The organism is Acinetobacter celticus (genome assembly GCF_001707755.1).
Taxonomy (GTDB): Bacteria; Pseudomonadota; Gammaproteobacteria; order Pseudomonadales; family Moraxellaceae; genus Acinetobacter; species Acinetobacter celticus.
Map to the genome: position 1 here is coordinate 104,020 of NZ_MBDL01000011.1, position 17,894 is coordinate 121,913.

The following is a 17,894-nucleotide window of genomic DNA, read 5'->3' on the forward strand; positions in this document are numbered from 1 at the left end:
AATAAAAAACCTAGTCCAATAGCATCAGACTAGGTTTTATCATGCTATTTTTCAAGAGGATTTCTGTGATTTACCCACTATCCATCATGATTTTTCAAACGGGTCTTAAAAACCAAACTCGACACCCACAGTAAAATTACGTCCCACTTGCGGAATATTCGACAAGAAAGAGCTATGTGAATACACCTGATCATCTAACAGATTATTTGCATTGAAATACACGCGGTAATCGTTGCCTTTGGCGTACTGCCCTGCATAAGCCAAGCCCCAATTCACCATGTTATAGCCATTGGTTTGCGTCTCATAAACTGCAAATTCATCTTGCTTAAATGCATGATAATATTCTGCGTGGCCTGACCAACCCTCGGCAAAACTTGCATTCACTTTTGTTCCTAAACGTCCCGCAGGAACACGCGGTGCATTTTCACCATCAATTTTTCCACGGACATAATCACCAAATACGCTAATTTTATAAAGCTCATTTAACGCATAACCCGTTTCTGCTTCGACCCCATAAAACTTAGCTTTGTCTTGTGTATAGTCCACCAAACGGAAATTTTCGTGTTGCGCGGTTGTGGCTGCATAAATATAGCTGTCATACCAATTATGATAAACATGCAGGTGATAATCTAATTTATCTGCCTCATAGTGCAAACCCAGTTCTAAATTATTGGATTTTTCTGCACCCAAGTTTTCATTGCCCCGCTCATACGTATTGGTGGCAAAGTGTTTGCCATTGGCATATAACTCTTGTGCCAAAGGTAATCGCTCTTGATGTGAACCCATTAAAGACAATTTGTAATTTGGTGCAAAGTCCCAATTGACCGCACCTGAATAAGAAATTGCATAATCGTCAAAATTCTTTTGCGTAGAATCGATATCAATGTTTTGCTGATCAAAACGTGCACCCAACTCTAAATGAAAATCGCCAATTTGCTGATGCTCTAAGCCAAATAAACTCCATTTTTGCGTTTTGTTCGGGTTCATTAATGACTCTTCACCCGTGATGTCTAATTTCTGCTGATTATATTGTGCACCAATCACCCCTTCCCAATTGGCAATCGGATTGTGTACCAGTTCTAAACGCGCATCATAACCTATACTTTTAAAAGTGGTCATGACTGCATTGTCTTCCAGTTCATCATGTTGATAGTCAGTGTAGCTGGCGTGAGCGCGAAGCTTTTGAAAGCCTGTAAAAGGTTCCGCCAATTCTGTACGCACATCATAACGTTTCGATGTTAAATCGACCCATGGGCCACCGTGCTCTTCATCATCATGGTCATGGCCACCGCCTACCCCATGTACGTGACAATCCAAAGTATCGCTATGCGGATGACAACTTTCATACTCATGACTATGACCCGGTAGACCATATTTGTCCTGACGCTGACTATAAGATGCACCCACAAAACCGCGATCATGAATCCATGAACCGCCGATATTCACGGTTTGACCTTCGGCAAAAGTATTATCTACACGGCGTTCTTTTTCACCATCATGCACATTATTAGGCGCAATATAATCATTGGCTTTACGCTTAGAACCCTCAACACGTAAGGCAAACTGATCACCCAAAGCAACTGTCGTCCCCGCACTGGCTAACTTTTCATCACTGCCCGAGTTGTAGCGTATGCCTGCTTGCCCTTCATAGCCTTTTTCAGGTATTTGTGTCGGAATTTTTTGATCTGTGACATTGACCAATCCCCCCACTGTACCCGCACCATAAAGCAAGGTCGATGGCCCACGAATAATTTCAATTTGCTTGGCCAAAATCGGATCGACCGTTACTGCATGGTCTGGCGACAACGCTGACACATCGGCTGTTTCTGATGCATGTTGCAGTACTTTGACCCGCGGGCCATCTTGACCCCGAATAACAGGACGGCTCGAACCTGCGCCATATTGATTAGAATAGACACCCAATTCACCTGCGAGAGCATCACCAATGGTTGCAGGACGTTCTGCCAATTTTTTCTGATCAATAATATGATCTGCAGCACCAAAGTCAGCCGCTGTCGGTGCTAAAGGATGTACCGTCACTTGGATGGTATCTAATTGATGTGTTTGAGCACTCTTGTCATCAGCAAATGTAAAGGGTGCTGTAAAAGCAAAAATGGAGACGGTGATTAAATTCTTTTTCAATAGCATGGGACTGGCTCAAACAGATTATCCTTAAATTAACGTTATATTATAACATTTCATTTATTTTGCAATAAAAAACACTTCTTTCTTATTCCTTAAGATAGAATCACTGCCTAAGCTTTCAAAGCAATGAGTTTAATTACTTTCTAAATCAATGCCATTTACCATATCCCATGCTGTTTTAGCACCGCCCTTGTCTAAACTAACAGGTCACCGCCTCCCTATTGGAGCTTTAGCCATTGGTTGCATGGTGCCTGATTTATACCGCTTATTTACACAAGAAAACTCCAACACCACGCATTTATGGTCATCGCTGGTTCATCCTGATCTGTGGATAGGACTCGCTTTTTGTTTCCTCTGGTATGTAATTTACCGTCCCGCCTTATATCGTTTCATCGGGATTCAACATGAATTAAATCTAAATGGTTTCATGTCGATATTGAAATTTACGTTCGCAATCTGCCTTGCGCTCATGATTGGAACAGCCACGCATTTAATTTGGGATGGACTGACCCACGCCGATTTTCGAACTTTTGCTTTTAAAGACGCCCTAAGCCAAGACATTGCGTTGTTTGGTCAAAGCTATCCCTTGCATCGTATTCTGCAAATAGGCACATCCTTTGCCGCCTTACCTATTATGTTCTGGATGTGTTGGCACTATTATCAAAAGTTTCAGCAACATTACCCTGTTCATGCTCGTATCAAAGGTTTTGCTTGGGGTTTAGCTCTCATTTCATTTGGGGCTGGTGCCTTACAAACAGGCTATTTCCTTCAGTCTCCGTCAAGTCTCATGTGGCGTTCAGAATTGTATGAAATTGTAGGACGTTCACTGAATGAGTTTTTTCAAGGCAGCTTATTGATGTTCAGTTTAGGTTGTATCTTGTTTTTAATTTTAGACCGCGGACACCGAATGGGATAAATTTCATCTGTATTTTGTGATGATTTTGAGCCTTTTTCCCGAGTTTCACCCCAAGCGCCTTGTGACAAAATGCCCAACGAGGCATAATCTCACATTACATTTTTAGGCGATGCGCTGTTTACGTATTCGCTTCCTTTACCCATATAGTTGGATTTTTAACGCTATGATGCGCACTCATTACTGCGGTTCTTTAACCGAAGCTCAAATTGACCAAACCGTTACATTATGCGGTTGGGTTCATCGTCGCCGTGACCACGGTGGTGTCATCTTCCTTGATATGCGTGACCGTGATGGTGTTGTGCAAGTGGTGATCGACCCAGATACCCCAGAAGCATTTGCAACTGCAGACAAATCACGTTCAGAATTCGTATTAAAAATTACAGGCCGCGTACGTCGTCGTTACAAAGGTACTGAAAACGCAAATATCGTGAGTGGTCAAATTGAAGTATTGGGCAAAGACATTGAAGTTCTTGCTGCTTCTGAAACACCGCCATTCCCTTTAAATGACGAAAACACCAATATTTCTGAAGAAATTCGTTTGAAATATCGCTTCCTTGATATTCGCCGTCCTGAAATGTTAGATCGTTTACGTTTCCGTTCTAAACTCACCAACCTTATTCGTAACTATTTCGAAGACAATGGTTTCTTAGACGTTGAAACGCCGATCTTGACTCGTGCAACGCCTGAAGGTGCACGTGACTATTTAGTCCCAAGTCGTGTGTCTAACGGTAGCTTCTACGCACTTCCACAATCACCACAATTGTTCAAACAGTTGTTGATGGTTGGTGGTATCGATCGTTACTACCAAATTGCAAAATGTTTCCGTGATGAAGATTTACGTGCGGATCGTCAACCAGAATTCACCCAGATCGACGTTGAAACATCGTTCATGAGTGACGATGACATTATGGATTTGATGGAAACGTTAACCATTAAAATGTTCAAAGAACTTTTAAATGTTAATTTCGACAAATTCCCACGTATGACGTACAACGACGCAATGCGTGACTATGCATCTGACAAACCAGATATGCGTATTCCTTTGAAATTAGTTGACGTTGCAGACATGATGCAAGACGTTGAGTTCAAAGTATTCGCAGGCCCTGCTAAAGATCCTAAAGGTCGTATTGTTGCACTTCGTGTACCAGGCGCAGGCGCATTACCACGTAGCCAAATTGACGAATATACTAAATTCGTGGGTATCTACGGTGCAAAAGGCTTGGCTTACATCAAAGTCAACGAACTTGAAAAAGGCATTGAAGGTCTTCAATCTCCAATCGTTAAATTCATCGAGCCAATCGTGCTTGATTTATTGAAACGTGTTGGCGCTGAAAATGGCGACATCGTGTTCTTTGGTGCGGATAAAGCTAAAGTTGTAAACGATGCAATGGGCGCTTTACGTATTAAAGTCGGCCATGATATGAAACTTGCGACTTGCGAGTGGGCGCCACTTTGGGTTGTAGACTTCCCAATGTTTGAAGAAACTGATGATGGTAAATGGACATCTGTGCATCACCCATTCACACTGCCAAAATCTAGCGTTGAAGAAGTGAAATCAAACCCGGGTGCTGCGCTGTCAGTTGCATACGACATGGTATTGAATGGTACTGAAGTCGGCGGTGGTTCACTGCGTATCCATAACTTAGAAATGCAAAAAGCCATTTTTGAAGCCTTGGGTATTAATGAAGAAGAAGCCGAAGAGAAATTCAGCTTCTTATTAAATGCACTTAAATTCGGTGCGCCTCCGCATGGTGGTTTAGCATTCGGTTTAGACCGTCTTGTAATGTTGATGACAGGTGCATCTTCTATTCGTGACGTGATTGCATTCCCGAAAACCAAGACAGCTGAATGTCCATTGACTCAAGCCCCAGCACCAGTTGAAGCAAATCAATTACGTGACTTGGGTATTCGCCTTCGTGAAAAACCTAAAGCAGAAGAAGCTAAATAATTTGAGCTTTTGACGTAAAAAAACCCTGCTCAATGCAGGGTTTTTTTAAATTCTTAGATGAGCATTTGAAAAAATTATATTGTATTGATTACACTTAAAGATAACGCTTCAATCCCTATCTTGAGTGATTTTACTCAGCGCTTAATTGCAAACTAAGATATGATGTTCATTCTCATCGTTCAATCAACATATAATTAACATAATCATTTGTTTATTCTACTTTTTTAATTTTAAGATATTCATCCATCTTGATCTTTTCTGACTTAGATTGCACAAGTTCTTATTAAATAGTTATCTAATCTTTTAAGATTTCCGAGTCAAATGAATGACCATATATTTCATTTTCAAAATAATTGCTCTATTCCCACTTCGGTTTTTACAGAAAATTGCGATTGTCGTGGCCTTTGCACTTTATACTTTAAATTCATCAATAAAACGTATTACGACCATCAATATTCAACTGGCCTATCCTGAATTAAACCAAGAAGCACAACAGAAACTAATTAAAAAAAGTGTTCAAAGCCAGTGTCTGACCTATATTGAATTTATTAAATGTTGGGGAATGCCACCCGAATATAGTTTAAGCCTCTTAAAAAACATTCATGGTGAATCTATTTTAAAAGATGCCTTAGCGAATAAGAAAGGTGTGATTGTCGTTGTGCCACATTTTGGATGTTGGGAATTGCTTAATGCGTGGCTAAATCTGTATACACAGCCGATGATTATGTATAAGCCTGACAAAATGAAAGGAATCAATCGCTACTTGTTGGAAGCACGCCAGAAGTTTAATGCGACCTTAGTACCAGCAGATGAAACGGGAATTCGTGCTATTTTCAAGCACCTTAAGCAAGGCGGACTTACGGTCATTTTACCTGACCACCTACCCAAAGCATCAGGTGGTCTTTATTCACCTTTTTTTCATCAAAATACACTTTCTGCGACATTGGTTTCAAAACTTGCCAGCAAAACGCAATGCAATGTCATTGGTTTGAGCTGTATTCGTAATGCAGATTTATCTAGTTTTGATGTGCATTGCACGATGTTGTCAGATGATATTTTGTCTAAAGATTTACAACATTCTGTTAATGCTCTCAATCTGGCTATGCAAGAAATGATCAACAAAGCTCCTGAACAGTATATTTGGTCTTATAAGCGTTTTAGAAATTGTTATGGTGATATCAATGTTTATCATGACTAATCAAATAACAATTAATATGTTTTCGCTAAAAACCAGGCTGTTTTTTCTAAAATAGCTTAATTTTCTTTTCATTTCAGTCAATTATCTTTATTCAATTGAGATATATTCTCAAAAATGGCATAATTGTTCCCGTTATTTTATACAGTGAATTCGCTCATGGCTATGCGTCCTGAAGTTCGTCGTCGTGCAATTGTTTTAATTATATTTGCTATCGTGCAATGGATTTTTATGCGCTACATTGTAGACAATCAGCTGTTTAATTTAACGACTTATAATCGTATTCTGTTTTTTTGTGTGAGTAGCTTAGCCGGCGCATTTGCAATTTTTGTGGCACTTATTTATATGGTGTTAAAAGGCAATGCGGATAAGGAATAATTAAAAGTAAAACATTCTATAAAATATTTTTTCAACTTTAAGTAGTATTCTATGTATCAAAAATTTTATTTCGAATATCCTATTGATTGGCTTAAAGATAATAAAAAACAGCAAATTATTTTTGTTCAAAATATTATTAAGTGTTGTTTAGAACTAGAAGTGGAACTTACATGTATTCCTGTAAGTTTTCCTTCCTATGGCGTAAAACGTCTTACCCCTAAAGATCTACTTATTTCATTCCATTCTTTTGAGAATCCCAAAAACGTATTAAGTTACAAAGAAGCCCCTATAAATGGATTATTCAGTTTAGATAAAACTGGTTATGCTGGTTGGAGTAATATTTATTTAAATTTAGAAAATCATAGGTACATAATTGAAAAAATTAATATTCAGGAAATTAATAAAACACTTCAACATTACAGAAGTCAATTATTGAGTGGTGATTCTAAGCACCCCCAACTAGAAGACAGCTCGCCACTTCCTAGTGATTATATATTATTTCCTTTACAGGTTCGTACAGATAGTGTTGCATCTCACGCAAACTTAGATATGGTTCAAGTCCTTCAGGCTATGTCTTCTTTTTCAAGAAAGTACAAAAAAAATGTTGTAGTCAAAATACACCCATATTGTAACTCTGAAGTTGTAAAAACAATACAATTTATTGAAACGGAACATAATCCCTATTTCTATAATAGCAATGCGCATATTATTAAATTAATTGAAAATGCAGATAAAGTTTTATCTTGTAATTCAGGAGCCTCCTTAGAAGCTCTTATTCTCGAAAAGGATGTTTATTGTTTTGGCAGTAGTGAATGGTACGAAATTACCAATAAAATCAAAAATATAGATGATTTAGAAAACATATTCACGATGCCAACAAAAAAAGAATTAACACTTTTTCAAAAACAATACTTAACATATTTACTAAAATATTACTGGATAAAATATGATGATATGACCTCGATTAAGAATACTCTTATAAATTTTAAAACATCATTCAAAGAATTTCACCATAACCACGATCTTTATAGCGAATTAACTAAAAACCTCTTAGCCAAGCAAATTGAGCTTACTGAAAGGCAAAAAAAGATTGAAATAATAGAAAAAGACTTTATTTACATGCAAAATATTCTTAATTACTTTAGACGCAGACCATGGAAAGTTATAAAATACTACATATTATCTAGAATTAATAAGCTAAAAAAAAGGAAATAGATTTATTGTGATATAAAAAATTTCTGCAGGAAATCTATTTAAATTTTATAGGTCTTATATTTTAATTTAGCTAAATTTTTCCGTATTCCAAAACCATACTTGCTACTTAGTATTTGAATATTATCAACTCGTTCATTCTCGATAGTACTTAAGTTTTTATTAACCTCACCTTTCTCAATTACAGGATGATCAACAAGGTAAGTCATTAAAATATTAACTGAAGAATCAAAATCACATAAATAACTCCAGTCATCAGTACGCCTAATTGGTTTATGGTACTCCAATAAAGTTTTCGCCATTTTACGATCAACAATATAAGATACTGTATAATTTACTCGATGATAAAAATCGGGAACTACCTCTAAAACTTTCTTACCAAATAGACTAAAATTACAATATTTTCCTCTAACTTTATGGCATTCTTTCATTTGAATACCACCTAAGCTAAATAAAGTATTTTTAGGCAATTTAATTTTTTTTAGCTCTTCTTCCAAAATTTCTAAACTCAAATCTACTGGTAAAATAGCATCATCTTCTAAAATTAAAATATACTCTTCATCTGTCTTCAAGAAATTTTCTAGAGCATTTAAATGAGATAATGTACAACCCAATTCACCAGGCGTTAAAGGACTTGATCTACCTTTTACAGCATCTTCAAAATATTGCTTAGCTGATAACTCCCCACCTTTGACACCCAATTTTGTATATTTCAAATTACCTTGTTCAAAAAAAGGCTGACTTAAAAACTTGTTCAATCTAGGAGAGTTTTGTTCTTCAATACTAATAATAAAAACTTTCATAAAACAGGCCAATTTCATACTGTATAAATGATATCTAATGTAGAATTAGATAGATAGTCTTATATATCCCCCTATCCTCATTATGCGTAAAATTTTAAAAAAATGGTATAAATTTCAACAAAAGCAGCAAGCTAAGAAGTTTGACTCACATTGGTATATGCGTTTTGGCTGGCTAGATCAACCTTTAAAAAGCCAAGAACAACTCAAAGATCTTTTTGAAATTCATTCGCCACATAATTTCACATTTGCCGACTGTTTTTATGCGCAGGAAAATGACCGAACTTTCATTTTCTTTGAAGAAGTCGATGACCAACATCCTGTCGGTTTTTTATCTGTTTTAGAAGTCTTTAAAGATGGTTCACATACCGAACCGCAAACTATTTTAAAACTAGATTATCATCTGTCCTACCCTTGCGTATTTAAAGTTGAAAATGACTGGTACATGATTCCAGAAACCTTAGAAAACAAAACCATTGAATTATGGAAATGTACAGATTTTCCGCTCAAGTGGGAAAAACATTCTAATATTCTAGAAGGCATCGAAGCTGTTGATACCACGCCTTTTTATCATAACGACATGTGGTATTTATTTACATCAACACGAAGAAATTGCAAAAAATTTGGTGACCGCTTAGATTTATTTTTTACCGAAGATATTTTAAAGCCAAACTGGCAAGAGCACCCACAAAACCCAGTATGTAAAGGTCATCAACAATTTCGTATGGCAGGCAAACCTTTTATATATGATGGAAAGTTAGTACGCCCAAGTCAAGACTCACTCAAACGTTATGGTGGCAATATGGAGTTAAAGGAAATAATTGAACTGAACCAAACAACCTATAAAGAGCAACTTTTAGAAATTGTGTTACCCGACTGGAAAACAGAGGATGATGGTTGTCATACCATCAATACCAACGGTAATTTTGTAGTTTTGGATGCAATTCGCTTATCCCTAAAAAACTAAAGACACTCTTTATAAATTTTTACAGTTTCTTCAACCATCTTGTCGATTACCAAATACTTTTCGGCTTTTGCAAAAGACAAATTGAAATCTTGGCGTAATGAACTATAGTTTGTTAACGCCAATTCAATTAACTCATGTAATTTTTTAACATTTTCGATAGAAGATATATAAATTGGAGGAATAAAATCCTCAACCATTCCTACATCGGTAGAAATAATTGGCTTCTGCATTAATAAAGCTTCTGCCACCACCAATGGCCCACCCTCTCTCCGAGAAGAAACAACCACAAAATCACATGCCTCTATATGAGAGTGTACATTCTCAACAAAACCAATAAGCTTAACTCTATCCTGTAATTTATATTTTTCTATTAACCTACTTAGTTTTTCAAAATCCTCGCCATCACCTAATATTTCTAATTCTGCATCCACTCCCTGCCATGCTTCAATTAATAAATCAAAACCCTTAACCGAATTCAAACGACCTATCGCTAATGCTTTTATAAAACAGCTATTTCCATGATTATAGTAAGAGGAACAAATCGTAGATGGTTTTTGAATTCCATTATAAACAATATGAACAGTACGATATTTTTCTAATTTTTGTGCGGCTTTTTTACTTACAGCTATTACTTTGTTAAAACTCAAGTAATCTTTTATATTACTCTTCATACCATGAATTGTGGCTACGGTAGGAGTTTTAAAAAAATTGGATAAAAATGAAATAATTTTACTTGCCTTACCTCCTTGCGCATGAACAATATTTGGATTAACAAACTTTATAGTATTATTCAGTTCAATCAGTAAAAAAAGATTCCATCGACTTCTTGTAAAATCTAAATAATGATAATGAAGATTTTCTACATGCTTCATTTTTCCTTGATACTTTAGCCCTAATATTAAATGTACTTCATGATTTTTAGCTAACTCTTTTGATAATTCAAAAGTATGATTCTCTATCCCGCCCCAGCTTCCTTCCATCGCCAAAACTTGAACTATTTTCATGATACAATTATTTTCCTGATCGCTGATTATTTTTCAAATAGTGTTCAAATAATTTAGCTTCTTTAGAAAATGCATAGAACGCATTAATTGTACTACCAACAAATCCTCTCCAACCGTTTAAAAAATTTCTTCTAATAATATAAGATTTTAAAAATGTAACAGGCATAACAAGTAATAATTTTATAAAATTAGGTTTTTTCCCTTTATTGAACTTTTCTTGAGCTTTCAACGTTGAGTATTGGTTACTTTTTTCAACCGTAAAGTGAATTGTATTTTCACCATAATGATAAATATCATACCGTGCTCGGCATACTTCCCCATGAATAACCACACTTTCATGTGCTTGATTGGTTAGATCATAGTGACCTTTTTCTTTTCTGAAAAATCGTACTTTTGCATGTTTCTTTGTTAAATTATGATTCGGCACGCCTAGAAATGCATCATTAAACGGAATTATAAGCGCATCACCAGTATTTAGATCAATAAAATTGGCAATTTCATCTTTCAATTCAATAGATAAAACCTCATCTCCGTCTAAATTTAAGACCCATTTATTACGACACTGTTCCAATGCTAAACTTTTCTGTTTCGCATACCCCATCCAATCTTGATGGACAATTTTTACATTTTTAAAATTTTGGGCAATATCATAAGTTCTATCAGTGCTTCCTGAATCTAAAATAATAACTTCATCAAATTCTTCAACACTTTCTAATGTTTGCTGTAACCATTCGCCACAATTTAAAGTGATGATATAAACACTACATGGAATACTCATAATTTGTAACGCCCTTTTGCTAAAGCAATACGCATTTGGACTGCATTCATCATACCACTTGCACTAATACGAGGTAGTTCAAATTGATTATTTTCCGAATAACACTCTATTTTTTTACGTGTAGAAACCGCATTTTTAAAACCAATTTCTCTTACCATCTGCTGATGTTTTTTATTATATCTGCCGAATGGATAGGCAAAACTTGGACAACGACCAACAAGCGCCTCAACATCTTGTTTCGACTTTAAAATTTCATCATAAGCTTCACGATCTGAGGTCTGTAATAAATTTACATGATGTTGTGTATGTGCACCAAACTCAATTAAACCAGATTCTGACATTTCACGAATTTGTTCAGCGTTTAATTTTTCAATACCTTCGATTTGTGTCGCTAAATAAATCGTTGCTTTAGCATTATATTTTTTTAATAAAGGATATGCATACTGATAATTATCAAAAAAACCATCATCAAAAGTTAAAGCTACAATATTTTTTTTATCATGAAATTCATCGACTTCTGATACAAAACAAAAAATCGTTTGTTTCTTTACCAAATATTGTAAAAGCTTTTCAAATTTTTCTGGAGGCATATTCATACCTGAGGCAGGAATATCCGGAGTGATTTGGTGTAGCATAACAAGACGTGGGAATTTTTTAGATCTAAAAGGCAACCAAAACGTATAATTACCCAATAAATACAATACTATAGCTATAATAATTACCAAAAAAATAACATACCACACTATAAATTCACCCTATTTATATAATAGATTCCCAAGGAATTATTATAACACTAAATACTTCTTATCACTTTATTCCACATTCAAGGCGACGCTTAATTGTTCTTATTGAATCCTTACCACTTATTTTAATCCGTTGCAATTGCATAAAATCAGGATCCAGACCATCGATTCCTTCTTTTGTAGTTACAGCATTGCTATAACCAGCTTGTTTTGCTATCTCCACATCACGCTGTGAATAAATCCCAAATGGATAAGCAAAACTTGTTACCAACTTAGCCGTTAAATTTTCTAATTGTTGTTTAGATTGAGTTAATTCTACTAAGCACTCGGCATCGTCTAATTTACTTAAATTGGCATGAGTCATGGTATGTGAACCAATTTCAATAATACCGCTATTTGATAAAAACTGGACTTGTTCATCATTGAGTTTAGCTTCACGTGCCAATTCACCACTATTATGATGCGCTTTCTTATAGGTTGACCAATCACGATCATGACGATCCACGACAACATAAATAGTGGCTTTGGCTTGGTATTTCTCCAAAATGGGATAAGCATTTTCTAGATTATCCAAATAACCATCATCAAAAGTGATCGCTACGGTTTTTTCAAGGTGTTTACCCCAGTTTTCCTGTAATTTCTGCATCGTAATAAAATGAAAGCCCTGTTCTTTCATCCATAAAATTTGCTTTTCAAATTCTGCTGGCTTCACTCTTAGCTTATTAAATTTTGCATTTGGAATATGCTCACGCACCATGTGATACATTAATATCCGCGGAGACTTCCATGACACTTTATTTCGCTTATACTTGTTTTTATAAACGAATAAACTTAGTAAGCCTAAGACCAACAATAAAATCCAGATCATTATTTTGCCCAAAACTCTTGATTAATACACATAGCTTACCCACTCATACTCTTCAGAATATGTATCACCATAAATGGTCTCAAGCATAAATTTTGTTACTCTTTTACCATTATATGCGCGGTGAGTCTTTTCCCAACCTTTTCTAGCAACATATTTCGATAGCTCAGTATCTTGGCTATATAATTTAAATTTCTCTATGAAATCTTGTGCATTTTCAAAATAAACAACTTCATCATCAGCATATAATAAATTAAAGTTAGGAATCTGAGGACAAAATGTAAGAAGCCCATTACCTGTTAACTGAGCAATTCGATCTGAAGAATATAACTCTATATCATTCCTGCGGGAATAATTCAGTCCCATTCTAGAATCGGAAAGGACCTTCATATATTCAGCACCATATACAGCATTATTTTCAAATGTTCCAAAGCATTTCATTTGTTTCCCTAAGCTTTGGGCTATATCAGTAATAAATTTTTCGCGTAAAGAATTTTTCTCAATTGTTCCCAAAAAAACTAATTCATTTGAAAAATACTCTTTTTCAAATTGGCGCTGGCTTTCTACAGCTGGATTTACCATATTTGGAATATATGCAACTTTTTTATTATTAGTTTTATATTGCTCAAGCAATTCACCACCTGTTGTACAAAATATTGCATCAGCAAAAGGTAAAAAATCATATATAAAATTGCTTTTAGGCGCTTCACATAGCCAATCAACATACCAAAAAGCAATTTTTGTCTGCGGGAATTGCTGTTTAATTTCTTTCAGTACATTAGGGCTCATTAAATCACTGTGCCCTATCAGCACCAAATCAGGTCCAAGGTTATTAACAACTTTTACAACCTCTTTATTGGCCCAATTTGCACCTAGTTTTTTGGTTTTAAAAATTGTACCCATACGTGCCATATCACGAAAACTGAAGTCATAAACAAAATGTCCATTTTCAGTCAACCCCGCAGAAATTTTGCGGTCTGTACAGTAAAAATGAGCACCCTGTTTATTAAAACCAAAATTCGCAATATGTAAAATTTTCATCCATCTACTCAACAAAATAGGCGTCTGCATGAAAATTTCAGGCAGCAATATAAATTCAGACAGTACGCAAAGAGGCGAACTGATTTATATAATAAAGCAGTCCGCCAATTAAAGAAAACTGTTAACGTAAAAACTTAGTCTTGCAATGATGCATAAGGCAGATAATCATTCCAGTCAAATACAGTAATATGAGGATTATTTTCAATTTTATCCAACGTCCGGGTTTGATCCAAATAGGGTGTTTCCACACCCAACATGCCTGCATATATATTTAAAAAGTCATATCCGCTGATAGACTTGTCCAGTTTTTTACGCACAATCTGATCACTCGAAAGTACAATAAAAGGCACTTTATAGTTAGCTCTGGATGTATTATCAACATGATATGAATCTTCATTTACGGTCATGCCGTGATCGGAAAAATAAACCATGCTAAAACTTTTTTTAGTTTTACTTAAAACGGCATAAACAGACTCAAGGAATGTATCCATTTTATTAATACTGGACAAGTAACAATTAATTGTTTCTGGGTATTTAGGATATAAACGCGGGCTATCAAACAGGCGTTCACATGCATCTGGATGCGAACCCATCATATGCAAAAAAATGACATTATTTTGATTAGAATATTTTTTTACTTGCTGATCAAGTAAAGTAATCAATTCATTATCATCTTTATTTTTCGATTGATAATTGCCACTTTTTAAAAATAGCTGGTGTTCAGCATGAATGCCTATTTTAGATACAGCAGTATCATTTTTTCCAAGAAAGCCCTGATTAGAAATCCAGATAGTGTTATATCCCGCCTGCTTAGCTAGCGTCATCACATTCATCGAAGACTTAATATTACGATCTTTATCCATATAAGCCAAAGTACGAGGCAAGCTTGTTGCCGTATTTGGCGCAGTTGAAACATAATGCTCTACATATTGAACAGGCATACTGTCTAAAAATGGTGTAGTTTTTTCCTTAAAGCCATGCAGGGATAAATAATCCCGTTGCACACTTTCACCCAGTATGAAAACCTGCGTGCTGTATTTAGGGCTACTTCTAGAAATATTCCAGCTAAGCTCTTTTCCATTACCTTCATTAAGGATTTTTTCTTCTTTCTTATATTTCAAAGCAGCATTTGCAGTTTGAATCAGAAAAATATTAAAAATATTAAAAATGCATAAAAATACAATCAAATACTTATTGACTACCAGCTTATATGAGGTTTGATATAAACAGAGATAATAAAATGTTAAAATCCCCAATATCACCACATAAAGCAGAAATTTATAATGAATAACAGATAAAAACTCTAATGCTTCATTGGTATTGGTCTGAAAGGCTGACGCAACAATTCCGATAGACATATGTCCTTGCAAAAAGCCTGTAGCTGTCGCCATATAACCTATCATCATAGAACATAAAGCAAGCGCCAATATTTTGCCTAACTTATTTTTTGACTGCTGTATAAAAATAAAAAAAAATACATTAACGATGACAGGTAAAATAAACATCCAGCTGTCATTTATCTTTAATAAATAATCCCAAAATCCTAAGCCAACACAGTAGCCTATCGATAAAATAATCGGAAAAAAATACAATTCAATAAGTTTACGGCTCATACACCCCCCAAGTAATTGGGGCAATTTTAGGCTTTTATCTTAATTTTGTCATTAAAAAACAATAACTTTAATAATATTAAAAAACACTAGCATTACTAGATTGCGACCAATAGAAAGGGACAGATATCTACTTTTCAAAAAAATCACTAAATATCAATAACAACTCAAAGAGAACTGGCCTAATTTTTTAGCACAGGCTTTACTATAAAAACCCTTACCGATTTATTTAACATACAGCCAAGAAAAAGGGTTACCCAAAATTCTTTTTTTGCACTATCAATCATGAAAAAATAGATTTCGGCTACATGACGGCAATTTTAAAGCTATATAAAGAACTGTGGTTTTTAACCTTATCGATTCCAATTCCAAAGACATCAATTTCTAGAGCATAAATCATTAGTTCATAATTATAGATGCCACACGCTCTGCTTCTTTAAAAGCATGAGGTTCAACTAACATTTCAACAGAGACACACTCAGAAACTAAATTGGCCTGAATAATTTGATCCACAGATAAAGTAATCCGATCTTCTTTTAATCGATCAATTTTAATTACCCCAACTTTACAGCCCGCAGTTAAAGCTTCATAAATCATCGAGACACTGTCTTCAGTCACCCAAACCGCTTCTGCTTTTTGCATTTCTTCAAAAATCCAACCTTGTGGTGTCTTTTCAACTGGAAAAACCTGAATTTGCTGAAGATATGGCTGAGACTGTAAATGTTGAAAAAATTCTTTAGGTGTACGACGTGACGTGGTCAATACAATTTCAGCATGTTCATTGTGCTCAATAATCTGCTGAATGGCTTGCAACACTTTTTGATCATTCCATTGATGACGTTTAGACGATCCACCCAATGCAATCAAAATTCTGTTTTTCTGGTGCCGATTTTCATTCACAATCGGGTTTAAAGCACCTTGGCTAAGTATCACATTTCCCTGTTGTGGCACAGCATCATGTGCAGGAATAATCACATGATCAAACCAGCCAAATGGAAAATTGGGTTTCATCAAAATGATCGTTTTTGCTTTCGGATAGACCTTACCCAGTAATAAAACCCGTAACTGCGTATGACTACCTACGCCAAAAACATAGTCAGGCACGGACTCAAAAATATCTAGTTGATGAGTCAATACGGCTTTAAATAAGCTAAAAAGAGGCAATTGCTCAATTGAAACCTCCTGAAAAGTCACATTTTGTTTACTTAAACGCTGCATGGCCTTATACAAACCGACAGCCTGCGAGCGGTGCCCTGCTTTACCATCACTCACATAAACAATATGCATTATTCTTCCTGTATTCAATTTTTAGCAATAAAAAAGGCGAAACTTTCGTTCCGCCTTTTATCTTAACCGATCAGCTTATTTTACGTAAGTTAACCAATGAGCATATTTAGGGTCTTTACCCTGAACAGCATCAAAATATGCTTTTTGGATTTGTGTTGTGATTGGACCACGAACACCTTCACCAATTTGACGATCATCATATTCACGAATTGGCGTTACTTCTGCAGCAGTTCCAGTAAAGAATGCTTCATCTGCAATGTAGAATTCATCACGGGTAATACGGCGCTCAACGACTTCAATACCCAAGTCTTTAGCAATGGTAATAATGGTTTGGCGTGTAATACCGTCTAGTGCACCACCAGCAACATCTGGTGTATGAATAACACCATCACGTACCAAGAATACATTTTCGCCAGAACCTTGGCATACATAACCCTGAGGATCAAGCAACATTGCTTCGTCATAGCCCGAATGAGCAACTTCTTGATGCGCAAGAATCGACAACGTGTAGTTACCTGATGCTTTAGCTTTACACATCGTCACGTTTGGATGATGATGTGTAAATGAAGACGTTTTAACACGAATGCCTTTTGCCATAGCTTCTTCGCCAAGGTAAGCACCCCAGCTCCACGCAGCAACAACGGCATGAATAGTATTATCTGTGGCAGCAATACCTAATTTTTCTGAACCAATAAAGATAATTGGGCGTAAGTAGCAAGACGCTAATTTGTTTTCACGAACCACATCAATTTGTGCTTGTTCTAGCGTTGCTTGATCAAATGGAACTTTCATTTGATAAATTTTTGCAGAGTTAAGCAAACGCTTGGTATGTTCTTTTAAACGAAAAATAGCCGTTCCATTCGGAGTTTCGTAGGCACGGACACCCTCAAACACACCCATACTATAGTGTAAAGTATGTGTTAAGACGTGAGTTTTCGCTTCACGCCAGTCAACCAATTGTCCATCTTGCCAAATAAAACCATCACGATCAGCCAAGTTCATGGC

16 protein-coding genes are annotated in these 17,894 nt (G+C 35.7%); 6 read left to right on the forward strand and 10 right to left on the reverse strand.

All coding sequences use genetic code 11. The features are described 5' to 3' along the window. Positions 1–105: 105 nt before the first annotated feature. Positions 106–2,148, reverse strand: a complete 2,043-nt coding sequence (gene znuD / locus BBP83_RS11780; RefSeq protein WP_068888779.1) for a zinc piracy TonB-dependent receptor ZnuD — start codon at positions 2,146–2,148, stop codon at positions 106–108. 148 nt (positions 2,149–2,296) lie between these two features. Here znuD and BBP83_RS11785 point away from each other — a divergent pair, with 148 nt between their 5' ends. The 5 genes from BBP83_RS11785 to BBP83_RS11805 all read left to right on the forward strand — a co-directional run bounded on the left by BBP83_RS11785 (position 2,297) and on the right by BBP83_RS11805 (position 7,797). Then, positions 2,297–3,061, forward strand: coding sequence for a DUF4184 family protein (locus tag BBP83_RS11785; RefSeq protein WP_068888781.1), 765 nt, complete (start codon positions 2,297–2,299; stop codon positions 3,059–3,061). Positions 3,062–3,224: 163 nt separating this feature from the next. Further along, on the forward strand, positions 3,225–5,009 hold the full coding sequence (gene aspS / locus BBP83_RS11790; protein ID WP_068889026.1) for an aspartate--tRNA ligase: 1,785 nt from the start codon (positions 3,225–3,227) through the stop codon (positions 5,007–5,009). 325 nt (positions 5,010–5,334) lie between these two features. Continuing rightward, on the forward strand, positions 5,335–6,207 hold the full coding sequence (locus tag BBP83_RS11795) for a lysophospholipid acyltransferase family protein (protein ID WP_068888783.1): 873 nt from the start codon (positions 5,335–5,337) through the stop codon (positions 6,205–6,207). A 156-nt stretch (positions 6,208–6,363) separates the two neighbouring features. Then, a complete protein-coding gene (locus BBP83_RS11800) occupies positions 6,364–6,582 on the forward strand; it encodes a hypothetical protein (protein WP_068888785.1) in 219 nt (72 codons plus the stop codon). A gap of 51 nt (positions 6,583–6,633) precedes the next feature. Next, positions 6,634–7,797 carry a capsular polysaccharide export protein, LipB/KpsS family gene (locus BBP83_RS11805; protein WP_068888787.1) on the forward strand — a complete coding sequence of 388 codons (1,164 nt, stop codon included), beginning with the start codon at positions 6,634–6,636 and terminating at the stop codon, positions 7,795–7,797. Positions 7,798–7,835: 38 nt separating this feature from the next. Here BBP83_RS11805 and BBP83_RS11810 read toward each other — a convergent pair whose 3' ends face one another. Then, entirely contained in the window at positions 7,836–8,597 is a 762-nt protein-coding gene (locus tag BBP83_RS11810; protein WP_068888789.1) for a glycosyltransferase family 25 protein, read from the reverse strand. 82 nt (positions 8,598–8,679) lie between these two features. Between BBP83_RS11810 and BBP83_RS11815 the strand changes: the two genes are divergently transcribed. Further along, the gene (locus tag BBP83_RS11815) at positions 8,680–9,561 is read left to right on the forward strand and encodes a glucosamine inositolphosphorylceramide transferase family protein (protein ID WP_068888791.1); all 882 of its coding nucleotides are present in this window, start codon (positions 8,680–8,682) and stop codon (positions 9,559–9,561) included. On the opposite strand, the gene BBP83_RS11820 is transcribed toward BBP83_RS11815, so the two are convergent. The 8 genes from BBP83_RS11820 to BBP83_RS11855 form a co-directional block, all read right to left on the reverse strand. After that, entirely contained in the window at positions 9,558–10,565 is a 1,008-nt protein-coding gene (locus BBP83_RS11820) for a glycosyltransferase (RefSeq protein ID WP_068888793.1), read from the reverse strand. The two genes, BBP83_RS11815 and BBP83_RS11820, sit on opposite strands and share 4 nt — an antisense overlap. 7 nt (positions 10,566–10,572) lie before the next feature. Then, the gene (locus BBP83_RS11825) at positions 10,573–11,346 is read right to left on the reverse strand and encodes a glycosyltransferase family 2 protein (RefSeq protein ID WP_245669751.1); all 774 of its coding nucleotides are present in this window, start codon (positions 11,344–11,346) and stop codon (positions 10,573–10,575) included. Continuing rightward, on the reverse strand, positions 11,340–12,089 hold the full coding sequence (locus BBP83_RS11830) for a polysaccharide deacetylase family protein (RefSeq protein WP_068888797.1): 750 nt from the start codon (positions 12,087–12,089) through the stop codon (positions 11,340–11,342). Before BBP83_RS11830 ends, BBP83_RS11825 begins: the two co-directional genes overlap by 7 nt. Positions 12,090–12,150: 61 nt before the next feature. Next, positions 12,151–12,954, reverse strand: a complete 804-nt coding sequence (locus tag BBP83_RS11835) for a polysaccharide deacetylase family protein (protein WP_068888799.1) — start codon at positions 12,952–12,954, stop codon at positions 12,151–12,153. A 21-nt stretch (positions 12,955–12,975) separates the two neighbouring features. Continuing rightward, positions 12,976–13,992 (reverse strand): glycosyltransferase family protein, encoded by a 1,017-nt coding sequence (locus BBP83_RS11840; protein ID WP_068888801.1) that lies wholly within the window; start codon positions 13,990–13,992, stop codon positions 12,976–12,978. Between the two features lie 134 nt (positions 13,993–14,126). Further along, positions 14,127–15,605 carry a phosphoethanolamine transferase family protein gene (locus tag BBP83_RS11845; protein WP_068888803.1) on the reverse strand — a complete coding sequence of 493 codons (1,479 nt, stop codon included), beginning with the start codon at positions 15,603–15,605 and terminating at the stop codon, positions 14,127–14,129. Between the two features lie 396 nt (positions 15,606–16,001). Beyond that, positions 16,002–16,889, reverse strand: coding sequence for an ELM1/GtrOC1 family putative glycosyltransferase (locus tag BBP83_RS11850; protein ID WP_068888805.1), 888 nt, complete (start codon positions 16,887–16,889; stop codon positions 16,002–16,004). A gap of 75 nt (positions 16,890–16,964) precedes the next feature. Then, entirely contained in the window at positions 16,965–17,891 is a 927-nt protein-coding gene (locus BBP83_RS11855) for a branched-chain amino acid transaminase (RefSeq protein WP_068888810.1), read from the reverse strand. Positions 17,892–17,894 lie beyond the last annotated feature (3 nt).